Below are 19,584 nucleotides of genomic sequence, written 5' to 3' on the forward strand. Positions count from 1 at the left end.
GCGGCCCACCGGACCCGGTCGCCGGGGGGAGCCGTCGGGCACCTGCGCGCACCGCTGATTCACCGTGCATCCACGTCTGCATGATCCTTGCCGAGTTACTACTCGATCGTATAGCCTCCACAGGACAGAGTTGCCGGCCGACTTTGCGGCCCTATCTCGCTTGGGTGGTGGATTCCGTGTACCTCATTTGGTTCCTGCACCGAGTACCCAGAGCACGTGAAGAGGAATTCCGCACTGTCGTCTACAAGGCGGTGGACCTCTTCCGACGGCACGGCGCAATTGGCGGCACTGTAATGCAGATGAGCGATCCGACGGCGAAATACGGCTGCTCGGCCATCGCGGCCGGCGTCGATGTCGCACCGGATGAGGTGCTTTACGCGGAACTCAACTACTTCCACGACCGCGCGCACTACGACGAGGTCATGCCGAAGGTCGACGTCGACCCGGAGCTGGAGGACCTCTACGACACGCTTGTCCGTACCGTCGACATCAGCCGTATACTGCGGGCCGAGTTCAGCACCGTGTACGAGTTGCTGAACTCCGGGGAGCACGACCGATATCGGAGCACCCCGCACAGCCAATGGCACCCGGCCGACCAGGAGAGCACGTGACGGCGGAACAGCAGCAAACGGATATGGTGGCGGACGGGCCGGAGTGGAACTTACGCTCGGTCACCCGGCTTTCCGCCGCGCAGTACTTCATGTTCGGGATCGCCATCGGAGTGATGACGGTCGCCTGGGCCGAGGTCATTCGCTCCCTCGACATGAGTGATGGCTTCTTCGGCACCGCGCACCTGCTGCTGCCCATCGTCGGCATGGTGACCGTACTGTCGGCCAAACGCCTGTACCGCCACTTCGATCACCGCCACCTCAGCGTCTACGGCCAACTCGCGCTCATCGGACTGCTGGTGACGCTGGCTCTCAGTTCGAACTTCGTGGGACTGCTGATCGCCTTCGCACTCGCCGGGCTCGGCTGCGCACTCATCGACACCGCCGCCACCAGCGTGTTCATGGAGATCGAGGCCCGCAAGGGCAGCGAAGTCATGAACGTGATGTACGCGATCAACAGCGCCGGCACGGTCATCAGCGCCCTGGGCGCTGGCGCGCTGATCAGCCTGGGCATGGACTACCGCTGGGTCGCCGTACTGTTCGCGGCGGTCATGGCCCCCGTGCTGGTCGCCTCGTTCCTGATCCCGTTCCCTCCGGTCAACCGCGAGGAGGAGCCTGCATCCGACGACGGCCCGAAGGCCGAAGGCGACGTCGGGCTGCTCCAGTTGATGCGCAATCCGTTGTTCCGCGTCGTGTTCGTGATGACTGTCCTCGGCATCGCGGTCGAGAGCATCGTGCAGACCTGGTCCGTCATCTACGTCGACAAACTGATGGATGTCCCCATCGTCTACGGCGGCGCGGCGTTCGCCCTGTTCAGCCTCACCATGATGATCGGACGGCTGATCAACGCCCGTCTGGTCGCGACCATGGGCATCCGCAAGTCGTTCCTGATCTCCGCGTGCGGAACCGCGCTCTCCGGAGTCCTGTTGATGGCCGCCGTCGACCTCTGGCTCTCCGTCCTCGCCTTCCTCCTCATGGGCATCGCCATCGCGGGCGTGCAGCCGACCTGTCTGAGCGCGTCCGCCCGGGTGGCTCCGAGCCGGGTCAACCTGGTCGCGGCGGCGATGATGGTGCCCGCGTACGGCGCCTTCATCGCGACCCCGACCGCGTACGGCTGGCTCTCCGACGCGACCTCGCTCAACACCGCCATGGTGATCGTGGTGGTCGCGGGTGTCGGTATCGGGGTACTCGCCCTCGGACGTTCGGTCACCGAGGCCGACCGGGCCGCCGCGCCGGTGGACCCGGCCCTCTCCCCCCAGTCCTAGGGCCTCTCCAGAGACCCTGGCTCGCACGGTCCTCTCAGTCCCAGCTCGCCCCGCACACGGAAGCGGATCACCGATGAGCGATTCACTGACTGCCCTGGGCACGGCCTCTCGTACGGCGCGCCGGGCCACCCTGGCCCGTATCCTCCCCGACTCCCCCGACCAGGTCTGGGCGGCGTGGACCGACCCGGACCGACTGCCCATCTGGTTCGGGCCGGTGCTGACCGGCGCGCCGGGGCCTGAGCAGGACTTCGTGCTGGAAGGCCGTGGCCTGCACGGCGATGTCATCGCCTGCCGCGTACTGACCTGGAAACCGGCCTCCGAGCTGGCTTTCACCTGGTGCTACAGCGGGGAGAGCGCCGACTCGGTCGTCCGTCTCGCGCTGTCGCCCACGGACGACGGCCACACCCGGCTCGTCCTGGACCACTCGGGCTTCGGTCCGGAGGCCGACCCGGTCGACTACGCGGCCGGCTGGCATATGTACACCGACAACCTCGAAGCCCATCTGGCCGGCACACCCGCTGTGCCGGACTCCGACGCGCGCAGGTTGGAACTCCTGCCCGCCTACACCGCGACCGCCGAGTAGCCCCCAGGGAGAACCGCGCCATGACGCACACAGACGAGAACGGCGACGCCCGGAATTCCGTTCTGGTCCCCGACATCCAGCACTCCACCCCGGTCCGCGCCACCCCCGACCAGGTGTTCGCCCTGCTCTCCAGCGGTGCGGGGTGGGACAAGTGGTTCACCGACGGCTCGACGTTCGACGCCGTCGCCGGCAGCCCCGTACACCTGGTGTGGCGCGGCCTGGGCAGCGACGGCGGCGACCTCACGGACGACGGCGAGGTGAAGGAGTGCGTACCCGGGAAGCGGTTCGCGTTCACCTGGGGCACACCGTCCTCGCTCGTCACCTTCACCACCGAGGAACACCCGCACGGCACCCGGTTGCAGGTCGTGGAGAGCGGCCTCCCCCAGACCAGGGCCGGGCTGGAACGGTTCAGCGAGTGCGCGACCGGCTGGGGAGAGGCACTGACCCTGCTCCGCTGCTACGCCGAGCACGGCATCCGGCTCTCCACCACCTGAGCAGACCGAGGAGCTGACGTCCCATGACGAATCCGCAGCCACCATCGCGTGTCGCACTGGTCACCGGCGCGAGTACCGGCCTTGGCGAGACACTCGCCGACTTCCTCAGCGGTCAGGGCTGGACCCTGGTCCTCACCGCGCGTACCGCGTCCGACCTGGCCGTCGTCGCCAAGCGCCTGACGGGCCGGGGCGGGTCGGTCGTCGCCCTGGCGGGTGACATCGGGGAGGCCGCGCACCGCGAGGAGCTGATAGCCGCGGCACGGTCCATCGGCCGGCTGGACTGGCTGGTGAACAACGCCTCCCAGATGGCCGTCAGCCCGATCGGGCCGCTGCTGGACCATCCGCTCGAATCGTTCGAGCGGGTCCTGCGCACCAATGTCGTCGCACCGGTGACCCTCGCCCAACTGGCGTGGCCGTTGCTCAAGGACACCGGTGGTCTGGTGGTCAACCTGTCCAGCCATTCGGCCGTGGAGGTCTTCCCGTGCGCGGGGATCTACGCCGCCAGCAAGTCGGCGCTGGACCAGGCATCGCTGATCATGGCGGCCGAGAACGCCGACTCCGGCGTGGGCGTCACCCTCGTCGACCCCGGTGACATGTGCACCCGGGGCTACGAATGGGCCGAACCCGGATTCGACCGGTCCACGGTGCCGAACCCGGACGCCACCCTGCCGTTCTGGAGCTGGCTCACCGGCCGCTCCCCCGGCGAGGTCAACGGCCGGCGGTACCAGGCACAGTCCGGACCGTGGGACGCGGAGTGAGTGCCGTACCCGCGCCGGATGCCGCGTACGAGCTTCCGTACAGCGCGCTCGCCCGGGTCTACGACCGCTGGATGGCCGCGGACGAGGTCCCGTACGACCAGTGGGTCGCCTTCGCCAAGGAGCGGTTCGCCGAGGCCGACCTCCAGGTGAAGACGGTGCTCGACGTCTGCTGCGGGACCGGCATGACCATACGGACGCTCCAGGACCAGGGGTTCCGGGTCACCGGCGTCGACGCATCGGCCTCGATGCTGGATGTCGCCCGGACGCGCGCCGATGCCGGGACCGAACTGCGGCACCTCACCCTGCCCGACCAACGGCTGGCGGAGCTGGGCCCGTTCGACGCGGCACTCGTCTGCTTCGACAGCGCGAACTACTTCACCGGTGACGGCGCCCTCGGCACCATCCTGCACCACCTCGCCGGCGCGCTGCGACCCGGCGGAGTCCTCGTCTTCGACCTGAGCACCCGGCCGAGCTTCGAGGCCATCGCCGCCCTCGGCGAGTTCAGCGAGGACTTCGGCGACTTCTCCTATGTGTGGAACACCCGCCACGTCCCGGACTCGCCGTACTACGAGTATCTGGTGTCGCTGTACGTTCCGGAGGGCGAACAGTACCGACGTGTCGTGGAGCGGCACCCGCAGCGCTGGTTCTCCCGCGACGAGGTCGAAAGCGCCTTGCGGGACGCGGGCTTCACGGCCATCCGAGCCTCCGACAACTACACCGATCGACTCGCGACCGACGCCACCCGGCGGGACACCTGGAGTGCCCGTCTGCCGGCCGGATCCATTCCACGATGATGTCCTGGGGGTTCTGATGCTTCGCCGTCTGTCCACCGTCACACTCGCCGGCGCCCTGCTCACCGCCATGTTGACCGCCGCCTCCCCGGCCTCGTCGTCAAGCCCGCCGCTCGAAGTGGTCGCCGACAATTTGGTGACCCCCCGCGGACTGACCTGGGACGGCAGACACGACCGGATCCTGGTCGCCGAAGCGGGCAAGGGCGGCCCGGCGCCGTGCGCGGCCGGCGTCGGCGGATTCCCCGCCTGTTTCGGCGCGACCGGCGCGATCACCGCGTACTCGCCGCGCAAGGACAAGGCCGTGCGCATCGCCCATGGGCTGCCGTCGGTGATCAACGAGTTCAGTGTGCTCGGTCTGCACGATGTCGACGCCAGCCACGGCCGGATCTCCGTGGTGTTCGGCCTCGGCGGTGAGATGTCCACCCGCGACGGTCTGGGCAGGCAGGCGCGCGGGCTGGCCCAGACCGGCGTCGTCGACCGGGCCGGCAAGCTCCGGCCCGTCGGCGACCTGCTCGCGTACGAGCAGAAGTACAACCCGCACCCCGCCGACCTCAACGCCAACGCCTACGGGCTGACCAGGGTGCCCGGCGGCACACTGGTGGCCGAGGCCGGGGGCAACGGCATCCTGCGGGTCGGCGACAACGGCTCGGTGCGGATGATCGCCGCGCTGCCGGACCAGTCCATCGACGGCAAGACCGTGGAATCCGTACCCACAGCGATCACTCGAGGCCCCGACGGCGCGTACTACATCAGTGAGTACAGCGGCGAACCCACCGTCATCGGCGCGGCACGGATCTGGCGTCTCGTCCCCGGGAAGTCCCCGACGGTCGTGGCGCGCGGCTTCACCGGCGCGATCGACCTCACCTTCGACCGGCAGGGCCGGATGCTCGTGCTGGAACTGGCGGCGAACGGCTTCGACTCGCCCGATAAGACCGGACGTCTGATCCGTGTCGAGCGGGACGGCCAGCGGACCGTGTTGGCACGTGAGGGCCTGGAACACCCCGGAGGCGTCGCCGTCGCGCCGAACGGTGACATCTACCTCACCAACCGGACGACCTCGCTGGGCGAGGCCACCGGTCAACTGCTGCGGTTGCGCTCCCGATGAGCCGTATGTCGTCGGGTGAGCTGCCCGCACCCGCCCGCTGACCCCGCGGGCTCCCACGGATCTCGTATCCGGTCGCACGAGGAGGCAGCGCGGGCGGTGGTCATCCCGTCCGCGCTGCTCATATGGCCGGTCAGTCGTCGGCACCTCACAGAGGGACAGACGGACCGGTCGTCGAGCGGTATCCCATATCGGTGGAGGTCACGTTGAACCGACCACATGAGCTGTTCCACACGACCGTCAGGGACCAGACATGACTGTTGCCACGAACGGTTCCCCGCCTCCGGCGGTCGAGCTGCCCACTGTCTCGACCGGGGCCGCGGTGTTCCGGCTCGGCCAGATTCTGGGGACGGCCGCCGGAGGGAGCGCCCGCCAGTTGGCACGGCGGTCGTGGTTGCGCCTGACCCGGCGGCAGATCACCCGCGGCTGGCCGGAGGAGTTCGCGCGGATCATCGAGCGACTCGGCCCGGCGTTCATCAAGTTCGCCCAGATCGCCAGCACGCGCGAGGACGTCCTGCCCCCGCGCGCCTGTGGAGCGCTGAAGCGCCTGCACGACGCGGTCGAGCCGATGAGCGACGACGATGTGCACCGCGCGCTGACGGAGCACTTCGGACCGGACTGGTCGGACGTGCTGCATGACTTCCGCTTCGAGCCGCTCGGCTCGGGCAGCATCGCCTGTGTCTATCCGGCACTGCTGGCCGACGGTACTCCGGTCGCGGTCAAACTGCGTCGGCCGGACCTCACGGACGTCATGCGCCGTGACGTGGCCATACTCTGCACGGTCTTCGCGCTGGTCGGACGGCTCCCCGGGCTCCGGGGCGCCCCCCTGTCCGGCATGGCACGGGCGGTCGGGGCGAGCGTGCTGCGCCAGCTCGACCTCCAGGAGGAGGCGGAGAACCTGGCGCTGCTGGTCGAGGACCTGTCCACGCTGGAATTCATCGCCGTGCCCGAACCCGTCAAGGAATTGAGCGGGGAGTCATGCGTCGTCATGACCTTCGTGCCCGGGGTGCGTGACCGGGTCGAAATGGACGAGCTGAGCCCGGAGCGCCGCCGGACGCTGGCGGACCAGACGCTGAGGGCCGTCTTCGAGATGCTGTTCTGCACCGGGCTGGTCCACTGCGACCTGCATCCGGGCAACCTCCGACTGACGACCAAGGGCTCGGTCGTGATGCTCGACGCCGGGTTCGTCTACCGGACCCCCGAGGTGGTCAGGGAGAACCTCGCCCTGTTCTTCCTGAACCTCGGTTTCCGTAACGGTCTCGGCTGTGCCAAGGCGGTGCTGGCCAGCGCCGAGCAGGTGGACAAGCACAGTGATGTCGACGCGTTCATCGAGGATATGACCCGGCTGGTGAACCGTTACGGTGGCATGACCGCGCGGGACTTCGATCTGATCGCGTTCTCCACGGAACTCTTCGCCAGCCAGCGAAGGAACGATATCTACGCGTCGTCGGAGTTCGTGTTCCCGCTGCTCGCACTCCTGATGGTGGAGGAGACAGTCCGCCGGCTCGACCCCGACGTGGACTTCCAGGCCATCGCCCGTCCCATCGTCTTCCGGGCGGCGGCGGGGCGCCCGGCCGGGGAGCGCCGCCGTCGCCTCGAAACCGGCGGCCGCGCGAAGGGGCTGAGCGGTGAGGTCCTCTTCCGTACGGGGTGAGGGCTGCCCCGTACGCGCGACACCTCCGCGGGCGACGGGCCTCGCCAGGATCCGGCACTGGGCAATCGAGGAGAAGACTCCTCGTCGGAGACCTGCTGAGATGTAGTCCCCGTCTCCTTCTCAGGAGGTACGCGTATGTCAGCCAGTACGGATTCCCCGGCACCGGTGCACGGGAGACTCGAAGCCCTCAACGGCAGGATGCACCAGCCGGCGCTTCGGATCTTCATGGTGATCGTGGTGGCCCACTGGGCCGAACACATCGTCCAGGCCGTTCAGATCTACGTCATGGGTTGGTCGATCCCCGAGGCCCGCGGGGTCCTGGGGATCCCCTTCCCGTGGTTGGTCACCTCCGAGTGGATGCACTACGGGTACGCCCTCGTCATGCTCGTGGGCTTCCTGATACTGCGCCCCGGATTCGCCGGCACCTCACGGACATGGTGGAACGTCGCGCTCGGCATCCAGGTGTGGCACCACTTCGAGCATCTCCTCCTCCTCATCCAGGCCCTGGCCGGCGCCAACATCATGGACAAGGCCGCACCGACCAGCATCATCCAGCTCCTCATGCCCCGGGTGGAGCTCCACCTCTTCTACAACGCCCTGGTCACCATCCCCATGCTGATCGCCATGTACGTGCACAGCCGGCCCGGTAGGGCCACGGACCTCGTCGCGCGGTGCCGCTGTGCCGTCGAGCGCTGACCCGGTGCCGGCCGTGCGCCGATCCTCCGTCAGGAGGCCGTCCCGCACCGTCTCGATCGCCCTCCTGATCACTGCCTGCCTCCTGCTGTACGTGTCCCTGTCGAACATGGGCAACGTCGTTCGCGCCGCGAAGGCCGACGGCACCGCCGGTCGGTTCACCGCGGAGCGGCTCCACTGTGTGAGCCACGGCGCACACCAGACCTGCGAGTGGTCGGGGGCGTTCACCTCCGACGACGGAGCGGTCCGGCGTGCCGACGTGACGATGTACGGCAGTGGAAAGGGTTCCTTCACGCGGAACGAGAGCGCCACGGCGGTGGATGTCGGGAATCCCGGACGGGTCTACCGTCCGCAGGGCTCCCGTGAGTGGCTCTTCACCGGCCTGCTCCTCCTGACCGGGCTCGGGCTGCTCGGGCTGCTGGCCAGGCGGCACCTGAGGTCGCCACCGGAGCGACGGGTGCCCGCGCCGTCGTCGGTCTGACGCTTCGTCCGCCCGCCGCGGGGTCCTGCCTGACCGGAGGGCCCTGACGGCCGGCGGACGGGGGATCGATGTCCGGACGACCACGCGAACGCCCGCCGTACGAGGGTGATTCACTCCGGTAGGGTTGCCGACTCCAGCGGTAGGTGGGACGAGGGAGAGGCACGCAAGCGATGGACCGTCCAGCGGTTGTTTCCAGGGACGAATGGCTCACGGCACGGAAAGAGTTGCTCGCCCGGGAGAAGGCGTTCGACCGGGAGCGGGACGCTCTCAGCGCGCGGCGGCGGGAACTCCCGATGGTCGAGATCACCGAGCCGTACGTGTTCGACGGCCCCGACGGCGAGGCCACGCTGACCGACCTGTTCCAGGGGCGCCGCCAACTGATCGTCTATCACTTCATGCTGGCGCCCGACTGGGACGCCGGCTGTTCCGGCTGCTCGCTGCTGGCCGACAACCTCGGTCATCTGGCGCACCTGCACGCGGCCGGGACGTCGTTCGCCGCGGTGTCCCGTGCGCCACTGGCGAAGATCACCAAGTTCCGTGAGCGCATGGAGTGGGACTTCCCCTGGTACTCGTCCCACGGCACATCGTTCAACTATGACTTCCACGTCACCATGGATGAATCCGTGACGCCGATCCAGTTCAACTTCCGCAACAAGGACGAACTGCGGGAAGCCGGTATCGGCTCATGGGCCATGAGCGGCGAACAGCACGGGCTGAGTGTCTTCCTGCGTGAGGGGGACAGCGTCTTCCATACGTACTCGACCTACTCCCGGGGCACTGACCTGCTGAACGGCACCTTCAACTACCTGGACCTGACACCTTTGGGACGGCAGGAGGAGGCGGGCATCATGGACTGGGTCCGCCACCATGACGCCTACGGCGACGAGGGCTGACCCGACTGATCGCTGCCCGGCACCCCCTCCCCGGGGCATACCGCCGGGAGTGATCCACAGTGCCGGCGAGAGCCCGCATCGCACCGAGCGCCGGATGGGCACCTCCGTACCGCTCACCCGTACCGCTCGTCCGCGTACGCCCGTTTCCACGGGTGGACGCGGGCGAGCGGTCTTGCGTTTCGGGTGGGCGTGCGTCACCCCGGGCCACGGTCTCCCTTCCCGTATCTCCGCTGCATCCCCGGCCGGATCGCTGCGTACTGCATCCATCTGCCATTTAAACAAGTTGTCAACCCTTGGACATAAGCCGGTCAGCCAGTACGCTCATGGTGCAGCTCAGAATCAAGCACGAGCACGGCGCGACTAAGCAACTTTCTCGTTGCATCAGGTCGATGTGTCCTGTATCGACTTTCTACAGGGGGTTCAGCTGTTGGCCAGCAATGACCTGCGGGTGCGAGCGGTAAGCCGACCAGTGCCAGCTCCCGCACACGCAAAGTCGGGCGAATCGACCGAATCGCGCGCGCCATCGGATAGTGTGCGCACCATCCTGATCGCCGAGCTGCTCCCTGCCGACTCACCGCGACTACAAGGAATCGACGAGCATCACCTACAGTGCCTCGCCGAATCGGCCGATAAACTTCCGCCGATCCTTGTGGACCGAGCCACCATGCGTGTTGTCGATGGAATGCATCGCTTGCACGCGGCAGCTCGGAACGGCCGTGCGGACATCCAGGCGTTATTCTTCGACGGCAGCCCCGAGGACGCGTTTATCCGCGCGGTCGAAGAGAACATCACGCACGGACTGCCCCTCTCGCTCCCCGATCGCAAGGCAGCCGCGCAGCGCATACTCACGGCCCATCCGCAGCAATCCGATCGCTCGATCGCGGCGCGGGCCGGCCTCTCCCCCAAGACGGTCGCCGCCATCCGTCGCCGTTCAGCCGTGGATTCTCCTCACGTGAACAGCCGGATCGACACCGCCGGCCGGCAGTATCCGCTGGACGGTTCCGCGGGCCGGCTGCGCGCTTCCGAGATCATCTCGGCCCGGCCGGACACTCCGCTCCGGATGATCGCCCGGGACGCCGGCATCTCCGTCGGCACCGCCCATGACGTGCGCGGAAGGGTCCGCAGGGGTGAGGCGCCAGTCCCCGGGATGCGGCTCGACCCCCCGCCGCGGAATGCCGCCGCCCCGACCGTGCCCCCTGCGGCGGCTCGCTCCCCCTGCCGCGATGACGCCGGGGACCGCCTCGCGGTCCTGCGGCAGCTCACCAGGGACCCATCGCTGCGGAACACGGAATCGGGACTCGATCTGCTGCGCTGGCTGCACACCCAGGCCGTCCTCGACGACGACTGGCAGCTGAAGATCACCTCGGTACCGCCGCACTGCGCGGACGCCGTGGCCGAATTGGCCCGGCAGTGCGCGGTGGTCTGGCAGCAGATCGCCGAGGAAGTGGCTCAGCGGAAATACAGCGGCACTTCAAAAACGTGACACCTCAAGATGCGGCATCTGAAGTCGTGACATTGTAAGAAGCGATATCGCAAGACGTGGCATCGCAGCACGTGACAGTGCAAGACGTAACAGTGCAAGGCGTGACATTGCAAGAAGCGGCACCTGGAGATGTGGGCCCCAGAAAATGCCGCACCTGAAATTACGGTAGCACGTGACGTCCTTACGCCATCGGATGCAGGGGGTACTCATGGAATCCGCTACAGAGAGAGCCGTAACACGCGTCATCCGCAGCATGTACGAGAACCTTGGGGAAGAACTCACCATCGACAGCATGGCCGAGACGGCGATGTTCAGCAAATTTCATTTCACCCGCATATTCAAGAGTACGACGGGCATGTCCCCAGGCCGATTCCTCTCGGCGCTGCGGCTCCAGGAGGCCAAACAGCTCCTGATCAGAACGGAGCTGAAAATTGCGGACATCAGCAATATCGTCGGCTACCGGAGTATCGGGACCTTCAGCACCCGCTTCAAAAGCTCAGTCGGCCTGGCCCCGACCGCGTACCGTCAACTCGGCGGATTCGCCGACAAGATTAACGTACCGGACAACAGGGCGTCCCATGGGGCGAGTTCCCTTTCGGTCCACGGCAGAGTCCTTCCCCCGGACGACGGATCGGCCGGATTCGTCTTCATCGGACTGTTTCCCGACTGCATTCCGCAGGGCCGGCCGGTGCGCTGCACCATGTTGGACCGCCCGGGCGCCTATGTGCTGCCGAACGTGCCCGAGGGCACCTGGTACGTGCTGGTGCAGTCCGTCCCGTACGGGATGGAGGAGACTGACGGCATCGGTACGGCCACCGCACCGTCCATCGGTGTCTACGGGCCGGTCACCGTGGCCCCCCATGTGCTCCTGAAGCCCGCGGATATCCAGCTCCGTGCCGTGTGTGCGTTCGACCCGCCGGTGCTGCTCGCACTCCTGGACATGCGGATGGCGGCGCTCGAAGCGGTGGCCGGCTGACCCGTGGTGTGAGGGCGGGGACGTTCCCCCGCCCTCCGCGGCGGGGCCTTCGAGTTCACGCCGCCCCCTCGCGTTCCGGGCCCAGACTCCTGAACCGCCCGCCCAGGAACACCAGTGCGTCGCGCTCCGGGCTCCGCCGCGCGGTGAGGACCCTACCGAGGAAGATGGTGTGGTCGCCGCCGTCGTACTGCCGCCATGTCTCGCACTCGAACTGCGCGAGCGCGCCGTCGATCAGCGGCGCCCCGGTGGCCGGACCCGGGTGCCAGTCGACCGCCGCGAACTGGTCCGCCCCCATGGGCCGGGAGCGGTCGGCGAAGTGCCGGGCCATGTCCTCCTGCCCCTCACCGAGTACGGACACCCCGAAACCATCGGCCGCTTCGAGGATCCGGTGCGTCACGGCACCGCGGTCGACGCAGACGAGCACGAGGGCCGGGTCAAGGGAGACGGCGGTGAAGGAGTTCGCGGTCATCCCGCGCGGGGACGGGCCCCTGACGGTGACGACCGTGACCCCGGTGGCGAAGGCCCCGAACGCCCGACGCAGGTGGTCGGCGTCCATGACGTCCGCGGCGCGGTCGGCCCGCGGCAGGGTGCTCACGCCGTCCTCCCCAGCAGGGGCGTGGCCGGTCGGGTGTACGGTCCGAGCGCGCGCACCAGCGCCTCGGGGACGAGGGACGGGACCGTGGCGCTGTTGGGGCCGCGCATACAGGCCACCCGTTGCCGGCCCCGGGCGATGAGCTTCTCCTCGCCGCCGGGGTCGAGTTTGACGTAGTCGAAGCTGAACTCCAGTTGTGTCTGGGCCAGATCGGCGAGCCGCATTCTGATCGATATCTCGTCGAAGGCGGTGATCTCGGCGAAGAATTCGCAATCGACCTTCAGGGTGAACAGTTTGAGGTCGGCCTGTATCTCGGCCAGCACGTCCGGCGCGCGCAGTTTGAGGAACATCTCCCGGCACCGGCCCTGCCAGCTCAGGTAGTTGACGTAGTAGACGTTGCCGACGATGTTGGTCTCCTGGAAGCCGACGATGTGCCGGTGCTCGAAGTAGTCAGCCATGGTTCAGCGCCCTCCTGTGAGGATTGCGAAGACGACCGGTGCCGCCACCTCCCGCACGGTGGTGGCGAGCGTCGCGACCCACAGATCGCCCGAGGAGAAGACCGCCCAGCCGTCCCGCTGCCCCGGTGTCAGGGTCAGGGGCGCCGTGCCCGTGCGCCCGGCCTTCTGTAGGCATTCGACGGCCGTCCACACTCTGGTCGCCGCGGTGTCCGGACCCTCTCCCGTCTCCTGGGCGACCAGCCGGACCAGTGCCGTGTGTCCGCCGAGCAGGGCGTCCCACTCCGCCGTGTGGCGTGGCGTGACCTCCTCGATATCGCAGCCGACGACCCGCTCGGACACCGCGCAGAGCGTCAGTCCCGGGCCGTGGGAGACCGAGAGGCTCAGGGGCCCGCTCAGTTCCGGCCGGCCGTCCGGCCGGTGGCGGAGCTCGACCGGCCGGCCGATCGCGCGCTGGACGGCCTCCGCCGTACGGACCCGGTGGTCCTTGCCCGCGTCCGGCTCCACGGCGATCGTCACCCGCGCCCCGACCAGGTCCTCCACGGTCCGTTCCAGGTAGGGACCGAGCAGCGGCGCCACCCAGGGGCCGCGTCCGTCGCCGTGACGCACGGCCCGCAGCCGCAGCCCCTCCCACCGCTCCACGATGTCGCCGTCGGCGGTCCGTACGGCGATGTCATAGAAGTGGGTGTCGCCGTCGCGGTGTCGTTCCACGGCGGAGTAACGCAGCTCGCCGGTGACCGCGGGCTTCCCGCCGCAGGGGTGGATCCGCTCGACGGCCTGTGGCAGCAGCGTGGCGTGCGGTACGCAGACCTGGTTGCCGTGCATCAGCGCGTCCCGCATACCGGGGTCGCCGAGCAGCAGCTCGCCGGGGAGGAAGCCGGCGAACCAGTTCTCCGTCTCGGACGTGGCCACCTCCGCGTCCACGTGTCGGGCGGCGGCCCGGTGGTAGCGGCGCAGCCGCCTGAAACGGCCGCTCTGGAAGAGCAGGCCGCCGTAGAGGTCGCCGAGCGGCTCCAGGGGCACCGGGGGCAGACCGTCCTCGACCTGGTCGGGCCCCCCGGCGGGGACCGCGGCGGCGGTGAAGACCAGCCGGGCCCGGAAGTGCTCCGCGGCGAACCCGGTCTCCGCACTGTGGATGGCCGCCTCGACCGTGTCGTCGTCGGTGACGACCACGGCGATACGGATCGCCGTGCTGCCCGTCGGGGGGACGGTGATCGGCCGCAGGAACTCGGCCCCCTCGATCACCGGCACCGTCGTGTGGCCGGTGACGGCCGCGGCCACCTGGGCCATCGCCTCCATGCCCATGACCGCGGGGAACAGGAGGTTGCCGTCCAGTTGGTGATCGGCGAGATAGGGATCGGTGCCCACGCTCAGCTCCGCCTCGGTCACCAACTCGACGCCGTGGTAGCGGATGAGGGTCTTCTCCACGAACCGCAGCAGGGGCAGCGGCTCCGTCGCCCGGCGCACGGTGGCGATGCCCTCCGTACGGCCGCTGATCACCGTCACCGTGGGCGCGTCGGGGTCGGTGAGGAGCCGTCGCAGCAGGGCGACTCCCTGGTCGGGCGAGAGGGGGGTGACGCCGTCCCGGGTCAGCGACTCCACGACGGACAGCCGCTCTCCCATGCCGAGTCCCGACCAGACCGACCACTCCAGGCAGCGGGCGCGGCACCGCGGATGCCGCCGTGCCACCTCCTCGGTCAGGTCGGCGAGCCATTCGTTGGCGGTGGCGTAGTGCGCCTCACCGCGCAGTCCGGCGCGACCGATGATGCTGCCGAAGGTGACCAGCAGCCGCAGCCCGCCCGGCTCGATCGTGTCCAGGACGGTCCGCAGGCCGTCGACCTTGGGGGCGAGGGCGCGCCGGAAGCTGTCCATGTCCAGCTCGGTGAGGGCGGCTGGCTCGTTGAGTCCGGCGCCGTGCAGCACGGCGGTGACCGGGCCCAGCTCGGTGGTGAGCCGGGCCATCGCGGCGCGGACCTGCCCGGGGTCGGTGACATCGGCGCGCGCGTAGCGCACGGTGACGCCGCTGTCGGACATCCGGCTCAGATTGGCGGCCAGTTCCGCGTCCTGTTCCGGGTCGGACCGCCCCAGTACGGCCAGCTTGGCGCCGCTGTCGGCGGCCACTGCGAGTGCGCATTCGGCGGTGATGCCCTTGCCGCCGCCCGTCACCAGCAGCACGTCGGAGGTGCTCAGGGGCTGCTCGGTACGGGCCGGGCGCACCGGTAGCGGGCGCAGGGTGGGCACGGTGCGGATCCCCGACGTGTCGTAGTGCACCTCCGTGAAGTGCGTGGTCGCGGCCGTTTCGGCGGCCACGCGGGCGATCGCTCCGGCCGGGTCCGTGGGCATGTGCACGACGGTGGTACGGAGCCGGGGCGCTTCGAGGTGCAGTGTCTTGGCGAGGGCCGCCGCGCCCCGGCCGTGCTGGACCAGGACGAACCGTCGGGCGCGGTCGTCGGCGAGTGCGGCCTGCGCACCCCGGAGCGCCAGCTCAAGGTGGTGTTCGGGGCAGGGGTGGGGCAGACAGACCAGGACGCCGCCGCCGAGCCCGGCCTCCTCAAGGTGTCGGCGCAGCGGTTCGGCGAAGGGATGTCCTTCTTCCGCGAAGAGCTGCCAGGGGCCGTTCTCCTCGGCCGCGGTCGGGGCGGGCGTCGGGAGTTCCTCCTGTTCCACCGCGAAGGTCCGGGCCCAGGCGGCGGCGCCGACGACGGCGGGTGCCCGGTCCGCGTCGGTGGTGTGTCCGGTGTCCGCCAGCACGCGGAGGGCCTCGGCCAGTTCGCCCGCGGTCGCCGTGGCGAAGTTGAGCGGGGTCATGGCCGGGGGGATGCCGAGCAGTTGGGCGGCCTGGTTGACGATCTGGCCCACCGTGATCGAGCTGAGGTGGAGGTCGTCGAGGAGTCGGGTGTCGGCGGTCACCATCTCCGGTGGGAGCTCGGCCCGTTCGGCGACGATGCGGCAGAGCAGCTCGACGCCGGTCTCGGTGGAGTCCTCGTCGCGCGCGGGGGCGGCGGGCGGCGGGGTGGCGGTGGCGCCCCGGCCGCCGCGGGTCTCCACCGTGGGGGCCTGTTCCGCCGGGCTGGCGAAGAAGTGGAACTGGGCGCCGACTTCGAGGGGCCGGATGAGCCGGTCGTGGAAGAGCCGCCCGTGGTCGAGTGGGGCTCCGGCGACGTAGGCCGCGCCGGCCACCCGGAGCAGTCCGCGCAGCGACTCGTCGTCGGTGTCCAGGGCGAGCGCCGGTACGCCGGTGACGGCGGTGGCGAGGGGGCTGAGGACCCGGCCGGGGCCGACCTCGACAAACAGGTCGATGTCCCGCGCCGCGTGCTGGACCGCCTGGGCGAAGAGCACCGGGGCGGTGATCTGTCGGCGCATCAGCTCAGCGATATCACTGTCGGAGTCCAGCAGGTCCCCGGTGACCGTGGAGACGACCCGCCGTCCGACCGCCTTGAACTCCCGTTTGGCCAGCCAGTCCCCGAAGGCGTCCGCGGTCGCCGCCACCAGGGGCGAGTGGAAGGCGTGCGAGACGGCCAGTCGGGTGCAGGCCACACCGGCAGCGCGGGCGCGGGCCTCGGCAGCCTCGATCGCGTCGACGGGTCCGGCCAGCACGGTCTGCTCGGGGCCGTTGTATCCGGCGATCACGACGGGCAGTCCGGCGGCGGCCTCGGCGGCCTTCTCGGCGGACCCGGCGAGCGAGGTCATCGTGCCCGATGCGCTCTCCTCGGACATGGTTCTGCCCCGGGTCCGCGCGATCGTGAGCAGCAGCTCCTGGTCCAGCGCGCCGGCCCAGGCCAGCGCCGACAGCTCGCCGAGGCTGTGGCCGACCGCGACGGCGGCGTCGAGGCCGAGCGCCTGGAGCACCCGCAGGCCGGCCATGGAGCCGGTGACGATCCGGGGCTGGGCGACTTCGGTGGCCACGCTGTCCCCGCCGGTGGGCAGCATCGCCGCCGTGTAGACCTCTTCGGCCTCGGTCATCCGACGGCGCAGGGCCCCGCCGCTGGTGCCGTGCCCGGAGCCCTGTCCGGGGAAGAGGTAGCCGATCCGGGCGGGTCCCCGCGCCCGACCGAGGAAGACGCGGCCGTCCGCCGTGAAGTGGTGTGTCTGGCCGCTGTCCAGGGCGTCCATCAGCAGCCGTAGCTGCCGCTCGGCGTCCTCGGGCGAGGAGACGACGACCGCCGCCCGGTAAGGCGCGTCGCGCAGTTCTCGCTGGAGGGTGGCGGCGAGGTCGCCCAGCTCGGCGTAGGACACCTGGGGGACGAAGTCGACCAGTCGGGCCAGCCTCTCGCGCAGTGCCTCCGGGGAGTCGCCGTCGGCGAGGAGGAGTTCAACGTCCTGGGCGGAGGTGGCGAGGGCCGGACCGCGGCCGGCCGTCCGGTGGGGGCGCGGGGCGGCGCCGCCCACCTTGTCCAGGACCACATGGATGTTGATGCCGCCGAAGCCCATGGCGGTGATTCCGGCCCGCACCGGGGCCGTGTCGGGCCATGCCTCGGCCTTGCGCAGCACCCTCAGCGAGGCCGGGTTCCCGGCGAGCAGGGGGTGGGGCTCGGTACAGCCGACGGCTGGCGGCAGCATCTCCTCGTCGATCGCCATCGCGGCCTTGATGAGTCCTGCCACCCCGGCCGCCGCCTTGGTGTGTCCGATGATCGACTTGACCGAGCTGATCACGGCCGCCGGGGCGGTGGGGTCGGCGGCGGTACGGGCCCGGATGAGGGCCCCCAGTTCGGTGGTGTCGCCGACCTCGGTACCGGTGCCGTGGCCTTCGAACAGCGAGACGCTCTCGATGCCGAAACCGGCGCGTTGATAGGCGCGCCGCAGTGCCAGCCGGTAGCCGCTCTCCTCGGGCCGGGTGATGCCACCCTGCCCGTCGGACGAGATGCCCCAGCCCGCGATGGTGGCGTAGATCCGGTGGCCGGCCGCGAGTGCGTCCTGCTCGCGCATCAGTACGATCATGCCGCAGCCCTCACCGGGCCAGAAGCCGTTCGCGTGGCGGTCGTAGACCCGCATCTCGTGGGTGGCCAGGGCGCCGGTCTTGGCGAAGCCGATGACCTCGAAGGGGTCGATGGACAGGTCGACCCCGCCGGTGACGGCGACATCGGTGTCGCCGTCGAGGAGTGATCGCGCGGCGTGGGTGACGGAAAGCAGCGACGAGGAACAGGCACCGTCGACGGTGTAGCCGCCACCGCCCAGATCGAAGTGGTTGCAGATCCGGCCGGCGATGGTGTTGGAGAGGCCGCCGGCGAGGGTGTCCTCGTTGATGGGCGGGAACGGGCTCTTGTACGCCGCCTCCACGTCGTCCAGGAAGCCCGCGAGCCGGTCGTCGTCCCAGTCCTGCTCCTTGAGCGCCGCGGCGAAGACGCGGCGGACGTACGGCCAGCGCAGTCGCAGGACGTTCGCCCGGGTGAACTCGCCGGTCAGGGTGTTGCCGACGACGACGTTGGTGCGCTCCTTGGGCAGCCCGTCGCCGTTGGGGAAGCCCGCGTCGGCCAGCGCCCGCCCCGCGGTGTCCAGGGCGAGCCAGTGGGTGAGGTCGGTGGAGCGGTAGGTGCTTCCGGCGATCTTGTGGCCGAGCCGGTCGAACTCGTAGCCCTCGATGACCGCGGCGTTGCGGGCGTGGAAGCGGTCGGGGGTCGCCGGGTCCGCGTCCCAGTAGTCCGCCAGCCGCATGCGCACATCGGGCAGCCGGCGAAACGCCCGGCGGCCGGCGAGTGAGTTCTCCCACAGTTCGCGCGGGGTGTTGGCGTCCGGGTAGTGACATGCCATCCCGACGATGGCGATTCTGGTCATCACGCGGCCACGGCTTCTTTGTCCGCCCCGGGGGCCACGAGCGGTGTCGCGGCGGTGTCGGCCGGGTGCGGGGCTTCCGCGAGGTTCTCGCGGCGCTTCTCGGTGATGTCCAGCCACCACAGGTACCCGCCGCGGACGAGACAGACGGCGGCGGTGGCGAAGAAGATGCCGTACGCGATGCCCACGGCGGTGAAGACTCCGTACATCAGCGCGACGCCGCCGCCGAACGCGACCTGGCCACTCCGTTTGGACGGGGTGGTGCCGGGGTCGGTGATCATGTAGTTCGTGAAGAGCACGAAGGCCACGCCGGTCATCATGCCCAGCGCCGCGGGGATCGCGGTGTCGAAGAGCAGACCGCGCAGGATCGCCTGGAGGGCGAAGCCGATCACCCAGGCGCCGATCAGCCACATGCGGTCGGTGAGCTTGGCGTTGATCATGGTGCCGGCCAGGACGATGATGACCGGGATGAGCCAGTCGATGAAGCCGTCGACATGCTCCGTGAACTGGTACGGCGGTGCGATGCTGGCCCACGGGAAGAGCAGCAGGACGATGGTGATGCCGAAGTTGGACGGGTTCATGTAGTGCCGCATCCTGCCGCGCAGCGGGGCGCGCAGCACCCACTTGGCGCCGACCGCGACGACGACGCCGAAGACCATCACCCAGATCCGGTCGTTGACGTAGATGAGCATGTTCAGCGCGAGGCCGGTGATGTGCGCGGGGAAGAGGAACTCGACCATCCCGCGCGGGCCGTTGCCCGCGAAGCGGGGCCTCCGGTGCTCCAGCCGGGCCGCCACGGCCTCCAGTGCGATCTCGACCGTGTAGGCGGTGGCGACCGCGATCAGAGGCCAGGTCCACGCCTGTTCGAAGCCCAGGACCGTGTAGCCGAGGATGTTCAGGACGGTGATCGAGATCGCGAACCGGCGCAGAGCCGTGATGACCTTCGGATCGTGGCGCGGTGGGGCAGTCTGCTGCTCGGCCATGTCC

General features: G+C 69.4%; 17 protein-coding genes. 13 read left to right on the forward strand and 4 right to left on the reverse strand.

Features of this window, described 5'->3' with window-relative positions:
* Positions 1-80: 80 nt before the first annotated feature.
* The 13 genes from ACH4S7_RS23835 to ACH4S7_RS23895 all read left to right on the forward strand — a co-directional run bounded on the left by ACH4S7_RS23835 (position 81) and on the right by ACH4S7_RS23895 (position 11,781).
* Positions 81-611, forward strand: a complete 531-nt coding sequence (locus ACH4S7_RS23835; RefSeq protein WP_398523277.1) for a DUF1428 family protein — start codon at positions 81-83, stop codon at positions 609-611.
* Complete coding sequence (locus ACH4S7_RS23840; RefSeq protein ID WP_398523278.1) at positions 608-1,873, forward strand: MFS transporter; 1,266 nt, start codon at positions 608-610, stop codon at positions 1,871-1,873. Before ACH4S7_RS23835 ends, ACH4S7_RS23840 begins: the two co-directional genes overlap by 4 nt.
* 73 nt (positions 1,874-1,946) lie before the next feature.
* Positions 1,947-2,456, forward strand: coding sequence for an SRPBCC domain-containing protein (locus ACH4S7_RS23845; RefSeq protein WP_398523279.1), 510 nt, complete (start codon positions 1,947-1,949; stop codon positions 2,454-2,456).
* 20 nt (positions 2,457-2,476) lie between these two features.
* Complete coding sequence (locus tag ACH4S7_RS23850) at positions 2,477-2,950, forward strand: SRPBCC domain-containing protein (protein WP_398523280.1); 474 nt, start codon at positions 2,477-2,479, stop codon at positions 2,948-2,950.
* 23 nt (positions 2,951-2,973) lie between these two features.
* Positions 2,974-3,708: an SDR family NAD(P)-dependent oxidoreductase gene (locus tag ACH4S7_RS23855; RefSeq protein WP_398523281.1), complete on the forward strand. Its 735-nt coding sequence runs from the start codon at positions 2,974-2,976 to the stop codon at positions 3,706-3,708.
* Positions 3,693-4,502, forward strand: coding sequence for a class I SAM-dependent DNA methyltransferase (locus tag ACH4S7_RS23860; RefSeq protein ID WP_398523282.1), 810 nt, complete (start codon positions 3,693-3,695; stop codon positions 4,500-4,502). The genes ACH4S7_RS23855 and ACH4S7_RS23860 overlap by 16 nt, the downstream gene beginning before the upstream one ends.
* 16 nt (positions 4,503-4,518) lie before the next feature.
* Positions 4,519-5,604 (forward strand): ScyD/ScyE family protein, encoded by a 1,086-nt coding sequence (locus ACH4S7_RS23865; protein WP_398523283.1) that lies wholly within the window; start codon positions 4,519-4,521, stop codon positions 5,602-5,604.
* 250 nt (positions 5,605-5,854) lie between these two features.
* Positions 5,855-7,255 (forward strand): ABC1 kinase family protein, encoded by a 1,401-nt coding sequence (locus ACH4S7_RS23870; RefSeq protein ID WP_398523284.1) that lies wholly within the window; start codon positions 5,855-5,857, stop codon positions 7,253-7,255.
* A gap of 135 nt (positions 7,256-7,390) precedes the next feature.
* Positions 7,391-7,951: a hypothetical protein gene (locus tag ACH4S7_RS23875; RefSeq protein ID WP_398523285.1), complete on the forward strand. Its 561-nt coding sequence runs from the start codon at positions 7,391-7,393 to the stop codon at positions 7,949-7,951.
* Between the two features lie 13 nt (positions 7,952-7,964).
* On the forward strand, positions 7,965-8,429 hold the full coding sequence (locus ACH4S7_RS23880) for a hypothetical protein (RefSeq protein ID WP_398523286.1): 465 nt from the start codon (positions 7,965-7,967) through the stop codon (positions 8,427-8,429).
* A gap of 170 nt (positions 8,430-8,599) precedes the next feature.
* The gene (locus ACH4S7_RS23885; RefSeq protein ID WP_398523287.1) at positions 8,600-9,322 is read left to right on the forward strand and encodes a DUF899 domain-containing protein; all 723 of its coding nucleotides are present in this window, start codon (positions 8,600-8,602) and stop codon (positions 9,320-9,322) included.
* A 532-nt stretch (positions 9,323-9,854) separates the two neighbouring features.
* The gene (locus tag ACH4S7_RS23890) at positions 9,855-10,805 is read left to right on the forward strand and encodes a ParB N-terminal domain-containing protein (RefSeq protein WP_398523541.1); all 951 of its coding nucleotides are present in this window, start codon (positions 9,855-9,857) and stop codon (positions 10,803-10,805) included.
* Between the two features lie 253 nt (positions 10,806-11,058).
* Positions 11,059-11,781: a helix-turn-helix transcriptional regulator gene (locus ACH4S7_RS23895; protein ID WP_398523288.1), complete on the forward strand. Its 723-nt coding sequence runs from the start codon at positions 11,059-11,061 to the stop codon at positions 11,779-11,781.
* A 55-nt stretch (positions 11,782-11,836) separates the two neighbouring features.
* On the opposite strand, the gene ACH4S7_RS23900 is transcribed toward ACH4S7_RS23895, so the two are convergent.
* The 4 genes from ACH4S7_RS23900 to ACH4S7_RS23915 are packed head-to-tail and all read right to left on the reverse strand — an operon-like array spanning position 11,837 to position 19,580.
* Complete coding sequence (locus tag ACH4S7_RS23900) at positions 11,837-12,376, reverse strand: flavin reductase family protein (protein ID WP_398523289.1); 540 nt, start codon at positions 12,374-12,376, stop codon at positions 11,837-11,839.
* On the reverse strand, positions 12,373-12,831 hold the full coding sequence (locus ACH4S7_RS23905; protein WP_398523290.1) for an acyl-CoA thioesterase: 459 nt from the start codon (positions 12,829-12,831) through the stop codon (positions 12,373-12,375). Before ACH4S7_RS23905 ends, ACH4S7_RS23900 begins: the two co-directional genes overlap by 4 nt.
* 3 nt (positions 12,832-12,834) lie before the next feature.
* Positions 12,835-18,600, reverse strand: coding sequence for an SDR family NAD(P)-dependent oxidoreductase (locus ACH4S7_RS23910; protein WP_398523291.1), 5,766 nt, complete (start codon positions 18,598-18,600; stop codon positions 12,835-12,837).
* Complete coding sequence (locus tag ACH4S7_RS23915; RefSeq protein WP_398523292.1) at positions 18,600-19,580, reverse strand: enediyne biosynthesis protein; 981 nt, start codon at positions 19,578-19,580, stop codon at positions 18,600-18,602. Before ACH4S7_RS23915 ends, ACH4S7_RS23910 begins: the two co-directional genes overlap by 1 nt.
* Between the last annotated feature and the right edge of the window lie 4 nt (positions 19,581-19,584).

It is taken from the genome of Streptomyces sp. NPDC020965 (assembly GCF_044333555.1).
Taxonomy (GTDB): Bacteria; Actinomycetota; Actinomycetes; order Streptomycetales; family Streptomycetaceae; genus Streptomyces.

What these genes read in the sequence shown, in the direction of transcription:
- ACH4S7_RS23895 (WP_398523288.1), top strand. Translation starts at nt 11,059, where the DNA reads ATGTACGAGAACCTTGGGGAAGAACTCACCATCGACAGCATGGCCGAG.
- ACH4S7_RS23850 (WP_398523280.1), top strand. Translation starts at nt 2,477, where the DNA reads ATGACGCACACAGACGAGAACGGCGACGCCCGGAATTCCGTTCTGGTC.
- ACH4S7_RS23915 (WP_398523292.1), bottom strand. Translation starts at nt 19,580, where the DNA reads ATGGCCGAGCAGCAGACTGCCCCACCGCGCCACGATCCGAAGGTCATC.
- ACH4S7_RS23885 (WP_398523287.1), top strand. Translation starts at nt 8,600, where the DNA reads ATGGACCGTCCAGCGGTTGTTTCCAGGGACGAATGGCTCACGGCACGG.
- ACH4S7_RS23870 (WP_398523284.1), top strand. Translation starts at nt 5,855, where the DNA reads ATGACTGTTGCCACGAACGGTTCCCCGCCTCCGGCGGTCGAGCTGCCC.
- ACH4S7_RS23845 (WP_398523279.1), top strand. Translation starts at nt 1,947, where the DNA reads ATGAGCGATTCACTGACTGCCCTGGGCACGGCCTCTCGTACGGCGCGC.
- ACH4S7_RS23910 (WP_398523291.1), bottom strand. Translation starts at nt 18,600, where the DNA reads ATGACCAGAATCGCCATCGTCGGGATGGCATGTCACTACCCGGACGCC.
- ACH4S7_RS23855 (WP_398523281.1), top strand. Translation starts at nt 2,974, where the DNA reads ATGACGAATCCGCAGCCACCATCGCGTGTCGCACTGGTCACCGGCGCG.
- ACH4S7_RS23905 (WP_398523290.1), bottom strand. Translation starts at nt 12,831, where the DNA reads ATGGCTGACTACTTCGAGCACCGGCACATCGTCGGCTTCCAGGAGACC.
- ACH4S7_RS23875 (WP_398523285.1), top strand. Translation starts at nt 7,391, where the DNA reads ATGTCAGCCAGTACGGATTCCCCGGCACCGGTGCACGGGAGACTCGAA.
- ACH4S7_RS23865 (WP_398523283.1), top strand. Translation starts at nt 4,519, where the DNA reads ATGCTTCGCCGTCTGTCCACCGTCACACTCGCCGGCGCCCTGCTCACC.
- ACH4S7_RS23835 (WP_398523277.1), top strand. Translation starts at nt 81, where the DNA reads ATGATCCTTGCCGAGTTACTACTCGATCGTATAGCCTCCACAGGACAG.